At 40.0% G+C, this 13,005-nt stretch carries 11 protein-coding genes; all 11 read right to left on the bottom strand.

Translation table 11 applies throughout. The features are described 5' to 3' along the window. Window position 1: 1 nt before the first annotated feature. The 11 genes from BN1068_RS06810 to BN1068_RS06760 all read right to left on the bottom strand — a co-directional run bounded on the left by BN1068_RS06810 (window position 2) and on the right by BN1068_RS06760 (window position 12,916). Complete coding sequence (locus BN1068_RS06810; RefSeq protein WP_254846718.1) at window positions 2-1,207, bottom strand: anhydro-N-acetylmuramic acid kinase; 1,206 nt, start codon at window positions 1,205-1,207, stop codon at window positions 2-4. A 19-nt stretch (window positions 1,208-1,226) separates the two neighbouring features. Further along, the gene (locus BN1068_RS06805) at window positions 1,227-2,057 is read right to left on the bottom strand and encodes an ABC transporter permease (RefSeq protein WP_077602066.1); all 831 of its coding nucleotides are present in this window, start codon (window positions 2,055-2,057) and stop codon (window positions 1,227-1,229) included. 37 nt (window positions 2,058-2,094) lie between these two features. Then, entirely contained in the window at window positions 2,095-3,039 is a 945-nt protein-coding gene (locus tag BN1068_RS06800; protein ID WP_077602212.1) for an ABC transporter permease, read from the bottom strand. Between the two features lie 136 nt (window positions 3,040-3,175). Then, complete coding sequence (locus BN1068_RS06795; RefSeq protein ID WP_175637098.1) at window positions 3,176-4,735, bottom strand: ABC transporter substrate-binding protein; 1,560 nt, start codon at window positions 4,733-4,735, stop codon at window positions 3,176-3,178. Further along, the gene (locus tag BN1068_RS06790; RefSeq protein WP_077602064.1) at window positions 4,728-5,813 is read right to left on the bottom strand and encodes a serine hydrolase domain-containing protein; all 1,086 of its coding nucleotides are present in this window, start codon (window positions 5,811-5,813) and stop codon (window positions 4,728-4,730) included. Before BN1068_RS06790 ends, BN1068_RS06795 begins: the two co-directional genes overlap by 8 nt. A gap of 320 nt (window positions 5,814-6,133) precedes the next feature. After that, complete coding sequence (locus BN1068_RS06785) at window positions 6,134-7,045, bottom strand: alpha/beta fold hydrolase (RefSeq protein ID WP_077602063.1); 912 nt, start codon at window positions 7,043-7,045, stop codon at window positions 6,134-6,136. Between the two features lie 55 nt (window positions 7,046-7,100). Further along, entirely contained in the window at window positions 7,101-8,171 is a 1,071-nt protein-coding gene (locus BN1068_RS06780) for a tartrate dehydrogenase (RefSeq protein WP_077602062.1), read from the bottom strand. A 142-nt stretch (window positions 8,172-8,313) separates the two neighbouring features. Then, the gene (locus tag BN1068_RS06775) at window positions 8,314-9,990 is read right to left on the bottom strand and encodes an SLC13 family permease (RefSeq protein ID WP_077602061.1); all 1,677 of its coding nucleotides are present in this window, start codon (window positions 9,988-9,990) and stop codon (window positions 8,314-8,316) included. A 100-nt stretch (window positions 9,991-10,090) separates the two neighbouring features. Next, entirely contained in the window at window positions 10,091-10,789 is a 699-nt protein-coding gene (locus BN1068_RS06770) for a response regulator (RefSeq protein WP_077602060.1), read from the bottom strand. Further along, window positions 10,786-12,399 (bottom strand): ATP-binding protein, encoded by a 1,614-nt coding sequence (locus tag BN1068_RS06765; RefSeq protein ID WP_077602059.1) that lies wholly within the window; start codon window positions 12,397-12,399, stop codon window positions 10,786-10,788. Before BN1068_RS06765 ends, BN1068_RS06770 begins: the two co-directional genes overlap by 4 nt. A 289-nt stretch (window positions 12,400-12,688) precedes the next feature. Then, the gene (locus BN1068_RS06760) at window positions 12,689-12,916 is read right to left on the bottom strand and encodes a hypothetical protein (protein ID WP_077602058.1); all 228 of its coding nucleotides are present in this window, start codon (window positions 12,914-12,916) and stop codon (window positions 12,689-12,691) included. Between the last annotated feature and the right edge of the window lie 89 nt (window positions 12,917-13,005).

The following is a 13,005-nucleotide window of genomic DNA, read 5'->3' as shown; positions in this document are numbered from 1 at the left end:
ATTATCGCCCCCTTATAGAAAGGACCTTTTCAAAGGCAGCCTGCTGTGTATAGCTTAATTTGCCCATAATAACCGGGTGAACAGCATTTGTCGCTGATACAATCGTGTTTGTTTTGCCTTTCAAAAAATGATAGCCAAGAACGACAAAAGCAGCCGCTTCTTTTACATCGCTGGAAATACCAAATTCATCAATTGTTGTCACCCGCTGCTCTGGCAGGAATTTCTGTAAAAATGCGAGCAGTGTCTTGTTATGACTGCCGCCGCCCGAAACAATTACTTCATTGAGCGGATAGCCGGCGCTTGTAATGAAATCCTGATAGCTGTCGGAAATCGTTTTAGCCGTCCAAGCTGTTATTCCTGTTACTACATCATCACTGTTTAAATTGAATCGTCCAGCTAAACTCATTACCTCATCAGCATATGCTTTGCCGAACACTTCCCGGCCGGTAGTCTTTGGCGGCTTTCTTGAGAAATATGGGTGCTTCATAAGCTCGGCTACAAAGGCAGCATTGACCGTGCCTTTCTTTGCCCATTCGCCCCCGGCATCATATTTTATTTTTCCTGACGATAGTCTGTAGGCAATTTCATCGATTACCATATTGCCAGGTCCTGTATCAAATGAAAATGGCTGTTTACCACTATCCGGACTCAAATAAGTGACATTGCCTATTCCGCCAATATTCTGAAGCGCACGTGCTTTTTGTTTATCTGTAAAAAGGACCGCATCAAAGAAAGAAACAAGCGGTGCACCCTGACCGCCGGCAGCCATATCAGCTGTACGGAAATCACCAACAACTGGGAGTCCTGTTTTTTCAGAAATGACGGAAATATCACAGATTTGAAGTGTGCTTTTGAGGTCAAACGGTCCGCTTCCTTCATCCGGCAAGTGATAAATTGTTTGACCATGACTGCTGATAAAATCAATATCAGACATATCATAAGCCGACTGGGCTACTAATTCCTGTACTGCTTCACTGAATTTTTCAGCTAAGTAAAAATTCATTTTTGTAATATCATCTACTCGTGATGTATTGTCATCACAGAGTGCCATGATTTTTTCTTTTTCTTCCTTTGTATATGATATGCTGCAGAAATGGAGAACTTCTATCCTCGTGTTGATCCCGATTCCGCTAATCCGGCATAGAACCGCATCAATGCCGTCAAGTGAAGTCCCAGACATCAGGCCTATTCCTAAATGTGCTGACATACTGCTCATCTCCTTGTCTTTACTGTCGTAATTTCGGATCCAATAAATCTCTCAAACTATCACCTAGCAGGTTAAAACAAAAAATCGTGATAATAATAGCTGCTACCGGAAAAATCGTCATCCATGGTGCAAATTCCATATAAGCACGGCTTTCGTTCAGCATAACTCCCCATGATGGATTTGGCGGCTGTACACCTAATCCAAGAAAGCTCAATGCAGCCTCCGTCAAAATTGCGCCAGATAAAGCTAATGTAATCTGTACGATAAATGGAGCCATAACATTCGGGGTGATATGCTTCAGGATAATTTTGATATTGCTCACTCCTACTGCTTTTGCGTTTAAAATATATTCATTTTCCTTCACAGTCAAAACTGCAGACCGGATCAGCCTTGTAAATACCGGTGTAAATACAATTCCTATGGCAACCATCGTATTAGTTAAACTGGGGCCCAATACAGCAATAATTGTTAATGCTAGTAAAATATCAGGAAAAGCAAAGAAAATATCCATAATTCTCATGATAATGGAATCTAATTTCCCTTGATAAAATCCAGCTAACAGACCAAAAATCAAGCCGAATGTTGCCCCAATTCCAACCGCAATCAACCCTACCTGCAACGAAACCTGAGCACCATAGACAATTCTTGAAAAAATGTCCCTGCCAAACTCATCTGTTCCGAAAAGGAACTCTGAGCTTGGTGAATGCATTACCTGCTCGGTGTGCATTTCATCGGGTGCATAAGGGGCAATCAATGGTGCAAGAAGAGCCAGAACAATAACAATCAGGACACCGATTAAACCAATAAGACCTACTTTATCTTCTCTCAGCTTTTGTATAAATTCTGTCATGTCAATATCCCACTTTCTATGAAACATTCACTTTCAATTATTTGTACTTAATTCTTGGATCTAAATAGGAATAAAGCAAATCAACAAGCAGGTTGATTAGCATAAACACAAATGCTATAAACAGAATCGCACCCTGCACGACAGTAAAGTCACGCTGGTTGATACCTGTCAATACCATTTGTCCCAGTCCGGGAAGTGAAAAGATTTGTTCGATAATGACGGTTCCTCCCAGAAGTACACCTACCTGCATCCCAATTATCGTTAAAATAGGGATCAATGCATTTTTGAATGCGTGATTAAATATGACAATCCTTTCTTTCACTCCTTTTGCCCGTACCGTCCGGATGAAATCCTGTCTTAAAATCTCCAGAATAGACGAACGCGTCATTCTCATTACCGCTCCAGCCATCGCTGTACCGAGAACAAAAGCTGGCAGGAAGAGAATTTTCAAATTGGTTACAGGATCTGCAAAAAAGCCGACATACCCCACAGGCGGACTATAGTTAAAAGCTAACGATAATATTAAAATCAGAATTGTTGCAAGCGCAAAATTAGGAATGGATACACCAAATAATGAGATAATACGCACTGAAAAATCTGTTTTGGTATTCCGTCTTATACCAGCAATAATCCCCAGTGGAATGGCAACAATCCAGGAAATAATTGCAGCCAGCATGGTCAATTCAAAAGTAATTGCGAATCGGCTGATAATCTCCGGCAAAATTTCTGCTCCAGTCCGCATCGAAACGCCAAAATCACCAATCACAATACCGGAAATCCACATGAAATATTGTTCATATACCGGTAAATCCAAACCGAACCTGCCTCTCAATGCTGCCAAAGACTCCTCTGTAGCACTCGTACCAAGAATTGTTTGTGCAACGTCTCCCGGAATAACCCGGAGTGTAAAGAATATAACAATGGAGACTCCCAGCAGCACAGGAATCACCATCAGCAATCTTCTAATTATATATGCATACATATTCTCACCCTTAAGAAAAATTCTGTGCAGATCTAATGATTTCTTAATGTCTAAAATAAGAAATGCTCTTCCCCGCTGTGTTACTCCAATCGGGTTACCGGGCATTCTTATTGTATTTTCAGAAAGTCTCTGCCTTTTAATTGATAGTCGTTTCCATTATATCCTCTGAATTATGAGGATACGGCTCATAATTTTCTACTGTATCCCGGGCAACTACATAGTTCATTGGTGATACCAGAAACAAGTTAGGAGATTTATCTAACAGATAGTTCTGTGCTTCCGTATAAATATCATGTCTCTCAGCTTCATCAATTGTTGTTTTTCCATTTTGGACAATCTCATCATATTCTTCATCTGCAAAGCCCCATACATTTGCCGAACCATTGGAGTTAAAGAAATAATTCATTGCCCGGTCCGGATCACTGCCGGAACCATTGCGCCCAATTAAAATATCTGCAGAAGTATTCGTCCAAATATCAAGGTACTCTCCCCATTCAACCTGCTTGATTGTCACGTCAACCCCTATTTCCGCCCATTGCTGTTGCAGGAGCTGTGCAGTATCAATCATGTCATCATAGGTTGAAGCAGTTGTAATTTCAATCGCAAAACCATCCGGATAACCGGCATCATCAAGCAGTTCACGTGCTTTATCCAGATCATTTGAATATAACTCATGTTCTGTTACATCGATGGACCAGTCACCCATAGATGGTGCAATCGGCCCCGTTACAGTTGCCTGGCCATCCCAGACAATCGTCGCGATACTCTCGCGGTTTGTTGCTAAGCTCAATGCCTGTCTTACTTTCTCATCACTAAGAATTTCATGGTTCATATCAAAGCCAGCATAGCTATACTCCAGTGATTGATACTCCATCACATTAATGCCTTCACTGCCATCAACCAATTGTGCAGACTGCCCGGTCAATGTTGTCATATCTACCTCTCCAGTACGGATAGCAGAAAGACGAGCTGCTTCATCAACCATCGTATAATACTCAACTGCATCAAGCACCGGCTGTCCTTCCATATAGTAATCTTCATTTTTTGAAAGTGTCACACGGTTATCTGGAACCCATTCCTCCAGCTTAAATGGCCCTGTACCTACAGCAACCTGCTGCAAATCACCATTCTCCTCTACTACTGACTCATTCACGATCGCTGCACTGGCGTTCGTAAAGTTTGTCAAAATAGTTGCATCCGGGCCAGTAAGATGAAATGTCACTTCAAAAGTATCTGTCGCCTCAATACTGTCTATAGAGCTGAAATAAGAAGCAATATGGGAACCTGTATTCTCATCTAAAATACGCTCAAAACTGTAAACAACATCATCCGCTGTTACTTCATCGCCATTATGGAATATAACGCCTTCTCTAAGCTGGAATACTAGTGTTGTATCATCTGACCAGTCCCATTCTTCTGCTAAATCCGGTGTTAATTCCATGTTTTCATCAAATTCTACAAGCGTACTGTAGATTTTGGAATAAACCCTCACCGAAGACATTGCCGGTGTAATATGCGGATCAAGTCCGGCAGGCTCCTGATCATTAGCGATTTTTAGAACCTGTTCTGCAGCTCCTCCGGCTGATTCATCATTACCAGCCGACTCACTGTCATTTCCCCCGCTGCTACAAGCTGCTAAAAATAACATAAATGCAATCACAAATAGTATAAGAAGAAATTTCCTGTGTTTATACATCTTTATCCCCCTCATTAATAGCATTTTTTAGAATTTCCTGATGAATATCCATCCTGTAATCATTGATATTCTTTGGACTGTCCACATTTAAGCGGTTTGTTAAAATAACCCCTGTAAGCCCATAATTCCTGTCCAGCCAAATTGAAGTTCCAGTAAAGCCGGTATGCCCAAAGCCTGTCGGAAACGGCTCACCAGAATGCCATCCTAATCCCCGGTTCCCTGCTAAATGACTTAGCGAAAGTCTTACCAGATTATAATCAATAAATCTTTCACCCTTTAGATGCCCTCCCTTCAAATAGAGATTTAGAATACGCTCCATATCGTGCACATTTCCGAATAAGCCGGCATGTCCGGCTATTCCATTGAAAAAATAATAGGCATTCCCATCATTTACTTCACCTTGAATGGGTTGTCCAAAAGGTCTCCACCCCTCAAATGATAGATGTCTTTCCTGTACCATTCCTTTTTCTGTCAGGTTGCCTAATTCTGTCGGGACAGCTCTTTTCTTTGGATTAATCGGCCCATATGACAGACTCTCACAATGTAAAGGTTTTGCTATTTTTTCTTTTACAAAATCGGATAGGTTCATATTACTGGCTGACTGGATAATTTCTCCGAGAAGCATAAAATTAAGATCGCTGTAAACATAATTCTTATCTGAGTGATGAAATAAATCGATTCCAGCAGATAAAGCCTCGATAAAATCTCTTGTTTCCAGGCTGTAGAATGGAAACCAGGCTCTCAGCCCCGATGAATGAGTCAGAAGTTCTTTTACCGTTATATTTTCAATTTTTTTCAAATTCTCTTGTAGTGGCAATATATCTCTCAGTGGTGTATTTAAATGGAGTTTCTTTTCAGTAATCAAGCGCAGAGTTCCTGTTGTTGTGATTATTTTTGTAAGACTTGCTATGTCAAATAAAGGATTCTGGTTTGCTTTGAAGGTAGCCCATAAGCCATTCTCGTAAGTTGTTGAAACGAAGACTTTATCGTTCTTTTTAAATAAAAGATCTACTGTATTAAAATAGTTTTTATCTACATAGGACTCCGTTATGGACTGAATATTTTTTTCAATCAGCATAGAAAAACTCCTTATTGTCTTTATCCTTCCCAATAAATAATGAAAACGATTTCAACTTTTATTTTATGCTATTATATAAAATTAATAATCAAAATTCAATGATTTTTTAAAATTATTTTTCATTTGTTTCAAGGATTTTATTTGTTTTCATATGCAAGAGAAAAGAACAAGTCATGGAATAAAAGATCATTTTTTGGCTTAACAGCATAGTAATATTATTTTTGAAAGATAAAAAAAATAGCCATGATAGCATCATGACTACGGATAATAAATTATTAAAAATAAATTGTTTCTTTGCCTATCAGTTTCACTTGTTCACCCTACCTCTTCTGATTCTCTCTAATAAAATTCAAGATATACTCAGAAACAATTTCCGGCTGTTCTTCCGGAACATAGTGCCCGCAACTTTCAAGCTGTTCTCCTTGAATATAAAGAGCAGCATCTCTCCATATATCGAGCACTGGCTGACCGGCAAGATTCCCATTGTCTCCCCACAATAAAAAAGTAGGCGTTTTTACTTTCTTACCGGCAGCGTTGTCCTCTCTATAGTGCGGTAAGTCAATCTCGTGTGCAGCACGATAATCACTCAGCGCAGCCCGGTATGTTTTAGGCTGTTTCCATACACGAAGATACTCTTCCCATGAACCATCTGATTTAAGAAGCGACAGAAGCCCTGGCGCACGTCTGAACAAAAATTCAAGATACGTTTCCTCTTTTCCCTGTATAAGTGCTTCCGGCAGATCGGAAACTAGATGAAATGTCCAATGCCAATATTTCTTGGCAGCTTCTGAAGCTGTTAGCTCATCATAAAGATATTCCATTGGAAGAATATCAATGAGCCCTATACCAGCAACCTTATCTGGATAATCTAACGCAAATCTCCGGGCTACTCTTGCACCACGATCATGCCCCACTAAAGTTACATTTTCCAGGTCAAGCTGTTTAATTAATTCATAAATATCAGAAGCCATTGTAGACTTATCATAACCTTTTATTCCAGCAGGTTTATCAGAATCACCATAACCGCGTAAATCCACAGCCAGAACCAGATGATTCTTCATAAGATGCGGAATCACATAACGCCAGGTTAACCAGCTTTGGGGAAATCCATGCAAAAGAATAATAGGCTCTTCCGAATTTGTCCCCGCCTCAACATAATGCAGATTAATATTGTTAACCCTTGCCCATCCATGCCTGTATTCTGATGAAATAAGTTCTGAATTATTACCCATTATTTAGCCTCCTATTTTTATTTAGTTACATATTTGATAAAAGTTGCAGTATGCTTTATCCTTTTTTATCAGCCTCTTTCAGCCGGTTAATAATTTCATTTGTAACTTCTTTTGTGCTATGTTTTCCGCCAAGATCAGGCGTTAGGAGACCATCACCTGTTACACTTTCAATGACATCCAATAATGTATTTCCAAGCTCTTCTTCTCCAAAATGATCTAGCATCATTTTAGCAGTCCATATCTGGCCAATCGGATTAGCAATTCCTTTTCCAACAATATCCGGTGCTGATCCATGTACCGGTTCAAACATCGATGGGTATTTCCCATTCACATTAATATTTGCGGATGGCGCAATACCAATACTGCCCATAATTCCAGCGCCTAAATCTGATAAAATATCCCCAAATAAATTGCTTGCTACAATAACATCAAACCTCTCAGGACGTGTCACAAAGAATGCGGATAACGCATCAATATGCTGTGAGTCTGTACTGATTTCAGGATATCCCTTTGAAACATCTTGAAATACACTATCCCAGAATGGCATAGAATAAGTAATTCCATTTGATTTTGTGGCACTTGTTACATGTTTTTTCCGCTTAGCAGCTAATTGAAAGGCATGCTGCATTGCTCTTTCCGTTCCTTTTCTTGAAAAAACAGCATTTTGAATTGCCAGTTCATCTTCTCCTCTGTATATTTTTCCTCCGATCTCACTATATTCGCCCTCACTATTCTCCCGAACGATAATCAAATCAAAGTCTTTCGGATTCGCAAGCGGTGATTTTACCCCCTTCATCACCTTTGCAGGACGGATATTAATCGACTGTTCAAATTCACGACGGATTTTAATAAGAAGTCCCCATAAAGACACATGGTCAGGCACAAGTCTTATATTTCCAACAGCACCGAGGAAAATGCCGTCAAAATCCTGCAGTCTTTCCATACCGTCATCAGGCATCATTTGATTATGTTCCAGATAATATTCGCAGCTCCAGGGGAAATCGGTAAATTCAAATTTTAATCCGCCATGAATAGCGGCTATGGTATTCAAGACCTCCACTGCTGCCGGGACAACTTCTCTTCCAATACCGTCTCCCGGTATATTGGCAATTTTTAATGTTTTCATTGTTAATCTCCTCACAATCATATAAAATTTATTTAAATGAAGTGTTATTCTATTCTCTCATCCATTGTGACACGCATATTTTGGAAAAATCCGCACCCGCTCGTATTTTGAGTGAATGCGAATTTTTTAATTGCTAATTGCTTTATAAAAACTCACTCGGAAGAATAGATAAATCAATCCCCCAAACTAATGGAACAAGATAATAAACAGCGAGTATAATTATTGCTGTTGCTACAACATTGACCCAGAATCCTGATTTAACCATTTCAATAATCTTCAGCTTTCCTGTACCAAATATAATAGCATTCGGCGGTGTTCCGACCGGTAGCATAAATGCACAGTTTGCTGCCATTGCACATGGTATCATCAATGCAAATGGATGGATATTTAATGCGACCGCCAATGCGCCGACTACAGGTAAGATCATTGTTGCTGTTGCTGTATTGGATGTAATTTCTGTCAGAGCCATGATCATCAAGGTAGCTGCAGAAATAATCACCAGTAAATGGAACCCATCTAAAATGGTTAATTGCTGCCCCAGCCAATCAGATAGCCCTGTCTGTGTAAATCCTGCTGCAATTGCCAGACCGCCTCCAAATAGAAGGAGCACACCCCAGGGGATGTCACGGGAATCCTTCCAGGACAAAATACGCGCTTCTCTTTTGGCAGGGAGGGCAAATAATAATATGGCTGCAGCAACAGCAATCATCCCGTCAGAAATTCCCGGAATATTGACAAGTGTTCCTGTCCATAAAAGATCCTTTGTAATCCACATTAATGCGGCAAAAAGAAAGACATATGCTACAATTTTCTCTTCATATGCCAGCCTTCCCAGTTTATGTCTTTCATTTTGGATAAGCTCTTTTCCACCGGGCAGTTCTTTGATAGATGTTTTAAAAGCAAATCTCCCCAGGTATATCCAAGTAAAGAAAAGCATAAGCACAACAACAGGAGCAGCAAACAGCATCCATGTTGCAAAAGAAATACTTACACCGAATAGTTCATCCAGCTGACCTGCCAGAATAATATTTGGAGGTGTTCCAATTAATGTTCCGAGACCGCCAATCGTCCCGGCGTATCCGATTCCAAAAATAAGTGATTTCTCAAATTTCGGTAATTCTTTTTCTTCCGGCTTCCCTTTTAAAACACTTGCTACCTGAACGGTAATCGCCAGCCCCATTGGAACCATCATCATAACCGCAGCTGTATTGGAAACCCACATGGACAGGAACCCGGTTGCCACCATAAAACCAAGTAGAATTCTTTGTATACCGGTTCCAATTACCGCAATAATAAAAAGCGCAATACGTTTGTGCAGATTCCACTTTTCCATTGCTGTTGCAATAAAAAAACCGCCTAAAAACAGAAAAATTATATCATTTCCATAAGCAGAAGCTACATCTTTCCCCTCCATCGCTCCCGTTACCGGTATCAATATCAATGGCAGGAGGGAAGTAGCCGGTATAGGCAGTGCTTCTGTAATCCACCATGTCGCGATCCATAATGTGGAAGCAAGAACAGACTTTCCAGCAAAGGATAATCCTTCCGGCTGAAAAAACACCATCGTTAATACAAATAATAACGGTCCTAAAATTAAACCAACGATTTGCGCTCTCGAATAGGGCTTCTTCGGAGGCCCATCTCCCGAGTTTTCAGGCTGTCCCTGATTGACACTATTCTTTATTGAAGTTTCCTTACGCTTATCTGTATCTTTCGTTTTCTCAGCAACATTTTTACGAATGGCAAAAATATTTAATACATCCTTCGTACGCTTATGCTGCTTCCAAAGCTCCTGCCACACTGAAGTTACATAGTTCATGAATTAAACTCCCTCCCGTATTCTGAAAACGCTTACTAAAAACTAACTCTTATTTTCGACTATTTTATTTTGTTTGTATATATTTTTTAACTAATCGAAACTAAAATTGTTGGAGGTTGTCTTTTCCAATCCGGGAGAGTTTATATTGCTGTAACGGGCGTCCGAAATGATGATACATCACATTTTTTTCAAGCAGCTTTTTCTCCTCAAAAAAACGTAAATATTTACGTAAAGAAACATGTGAAATTTTGGCATAGGAGCTCAAATCTGCCGCCGACAGCCAACCCTCATGCTCCACCATTACCGCTAAAATATTTCGGCAGGTTTCTTTTGTAATTCCTTTTGGCAAGTCCTCTGGCTTTAAAACAGGCTGTTCACGCGGATGAAATAAACGATCCACCTCCGCCTGGTGCACCTTTCCTTCTGCCAATCTCACTGTTTGCTTATAACGTAAGAGGGATTCTTGGAAACGCTCAAAGGTAAAGGGCTTCAAAAGATAGTCCACCACACCATAGCGATAGCCTGTTTTTAATGATTGCTGGTCATTGGCGGAGGTGATTAAAATAACATCTACATTTATTTCTTCCAAACGGATTTGCTTTAATAAATCCAGACCATTTTTTTGCTGTAAATAGACATCAAGTAAAATTAAATCAACATTGGGCTGCCTTGCCAGCCCGATGCCTTCTTCAACCGTTTCCACGATTCCAACACAGCAAAAACCATCTATTTTCTCAATATACTTCTGATGAAATTTAGAAATAAGCGGCTCATCTTCAATAATAGCTATACGTATCATTTTGAATTATTCCCCTCTTCATCATTACGTTTATATGGCATCTTAATTTGTAAACACATACCTGCACCGATTTCAGATTGGATATGATAGGTTCCGTTTCCGGCTTTGATCGCATTAATCATAATCGTCATTCCGTATCCACGGTTCAACCCTTTTGTTGAATAACCCTTTTCCAGTATAGAAGGTAACTCTCCGATATCAAAGCCTGCACCATTATCACGAATTTCATAGAACAGCTCTTCATCGAAAACATCAAAAACCAGCGTAATCTTTTTTTCCTTCTGCCCAACCATAGCATCGACTGCGTTTTCCAGACTGTTTCCAATGATCGTAATCCAGCGGTCAACAGCAGTCGGATCAGAAAGACTCGGCCATTTGTTCTCCCCCTGGATTTCTATATCAATTTGCAGCTGCTCCAGCCGTTCCAATTTCGTTAAAAGGTATCCAGCAATAGCGACATCATCAATATGCGCAGAAATTATTCCCGTTTCCCGCTGATAAATCTGCGAAAGGCTGTCCACATACTCTGCAAGCTCCTCATAGGACTCTGTATAAACCATTGCTCCGATAATATGAAGCTTATTCATAAACTCATGCGTCTGCATCCGCAGCGTATGTGCATAGGATTCCACTCCGGACAGCTTCTTCATAATGGCATCCAGTTCATTTCGATCTCTAAAAGTAACAAGCGCGCCGACATCATTTTTATCCACTTTAAAGGAAACACTGTTTGTAATCATTTCTACATTACCAAAGCGGACGGGTTTATCATAGACTGCTTTTTCACCGTTTAGTAATACCTCCAGCGATAGCTCCGGCCAAACATCTATTATCTTTTCACCAATAATATCCCCATGATAGCCTGCCCGTTCCAGCATAAATTCTGAGGATGGATTAGCAATAATAATTTGATGGTCCGCATTAATGGCAATAACTCCTTCACTTACGCTGTCAAGCATTGCTTCCCGTTCCTCCATCATATACGCAATTTCCTGAGGCTCCAGGTCAAACAACGTTTTCTTCAGCCTTCTTGCTAAAAAATAGGAGCCTGTTAAACCGAGGCCAAGGCTTAAAACAGTTCCCAAAATAGTGATTTTCAAGCTATCCCACACAGCCTGATTAATGACCTTGGTTGAAATTCCTACAGAAATCGCACCAATCTGCGTTCCCTCTTGATTATAAACCGGTTCAAAAGCCCGCATTGACGGTCCCAGTGTACCAACAGCCTCGGAGGTATAGCGTTTTCCTTCAAGCACTGCATCTACATCTCCTCCAACAAAATGTTCTCCAATCCGTTCAGCAACAGGATGCATCAGACGAATTCCTTCCATATCCATCAGCACAATATATTGCAGGTCATTCTCCTCACGAATCTCCGCTGCGATAGAACGGAGTCTTTCATCAGCCTCTCCTTTTTTAAGTGCCTCAACAACAATAGGCATACGGGCAAAATGACTAGCACTTAAACTCGCTTTATCCGCAAGCGCTTTCTTTGTTTCTGTCGCCTGATTATATCCAATAAGTAATCCTGTAACAAGCAGCGTGAAGCAGATTAATCCACTGGTGAACAGCATCATTTGGAGCATTAGTGGCAGGTCTTTTTTTCGCATGTCTGTTCCCCCTCCTCCCAGTCAGACAAAAGCTGCTTCCTTGCAGAAATTCTATCCATATTAAAGAGCCAAACCTTCAAATCACTCTTAAATAACTGTTTGTAATATTTAGTATGTATGGAAAAATAATAACATAGAATCGGAGGGTAAAGCATAAACTGCTGAAGTTTGCTGTTCTTTTTGATAAAAATTCATACTCTATCAAAGTAAGATTGAGTAAGGTATGATTCTTTTTTATGTTAATATAGCAGCGAAACTGTCAATATTATATTTTCATCGTTTGCATCTGCTAGTAGTTTATCTCATATACATACCATGAGATTTCTGCTTCATTCGTACCTTTTGATCCCGTTGAAAGTTTTCTGGTTTCTTCTTCCCTTACAATAATTCGCAGGTCATATTCCAGAAAAAGATCTCCATAGCTCTCTTTATCAGGACCTTCTATTTCTTGCGTCTCGCTAACCTCGGTACTTACCATTTCAGCAAAATTTTTTCCCAGATCCTCAACTTCATCCATAGAACCTGCCTGTTCATAGCAAATAGGCAAATTTATTAAAATAATCCTATTTTACCAGTCGTTATATATTTTTTATAAATTTAATTTTA

This window comes from Oceanobacillus sojae (assembly GCF_900162665.1).
GTDB lineage: Bacteria > Bacillota > Bacilli > Bacillales > Amphibacillaceae > Oceanobacillus > Oceanobacillus sojae_A.
Note: the sequence above shows the minus strand (reverse complement) of the source record. Positions and strands in the feature narration are given on the sequence as shown.

Excerpts from the sequence above, each read along its gene's own strand:
- BN1068_RS06810 (WP_254846718.1), bottom strand. The coding sequence starts at position 1,207 with ATGTCAGCACATTTAGGAATAGGCCTGATGTCTGGGACTTCACTTGAC.
- BN1068_RS06805 (WP_077602066.1), bottom strand. The coding sequence starts at position 2,057 with ATGACAGAATTTATACAAAAGCTGAGAGAAGATAAAGTAGGTCTTATT.
- BN1068_RS06800 (WP_077602212.1), bottom strand. The coding sequence starts at position 3,039 with ATGTATGCATATATAATTAGAAGATTGCTGATGGTGATTCCTGTGCTG.
- BN1068_RS06795 (WP_175637098.1), bottom strand. The coding sequence starts at position 4,735 with ATGTATAAACACAGGAAATTTCTTCTTATACTATTTGTGATTGCATTT.
- BN1068_RS06790 (WP_077602064.1), bottom strand. The coding sequence starts at position 5,813 with ATGCTGATTGAAAAAAATATTCAGTCCATAACGGAGTCCTATGTAGAT.
- BN1068_RS06785 (WP_077602063.1), bottom strand. The coding sequence starts at position 7,045 with ATGGGTAATAATTCAGAACTTATTTCATCAGAATACAGGCATGGATGG.
- BN1068_RS06780 (WP_077602062.1), bottom strand. The coding sequence starts at position 8,171 with ATGAAAACATTAAAAATTGCCAATATACCGGGAGACGGTATTGGAAGA.
- BN1068_RS06775 (WP_077602061.1), bottom strand. The coding sequence starts at position 9,990 with ATGAACTATGTAACTTCAGTGTGGCAGGAGCTTTGGAAGCAGCATAAG.
- BN1068_RS06770 (WP_077602060.1), bottom strand. The coding sequence starts at position 10,789 with ATGATACGTATAGCTATTATTGAAGATGAGCCGCTTATTTCTAAATTT.
- BN1068_RS06765 (WP_077602059.1), bottom strand. The coding sequence starts at position 12,399 with ATGCGAAAAAAAGACCTGCCACTAATGCTCCAAATGATGCTGTTCACC.
- BN1068_RS06760 (WP_077602058.1), bottom strand. The coding sequence starts at position 12,916 with ATGGATGAAGTTGAGGATCTGGGAAAAAATTTTGCTGAAATGGTAAGT.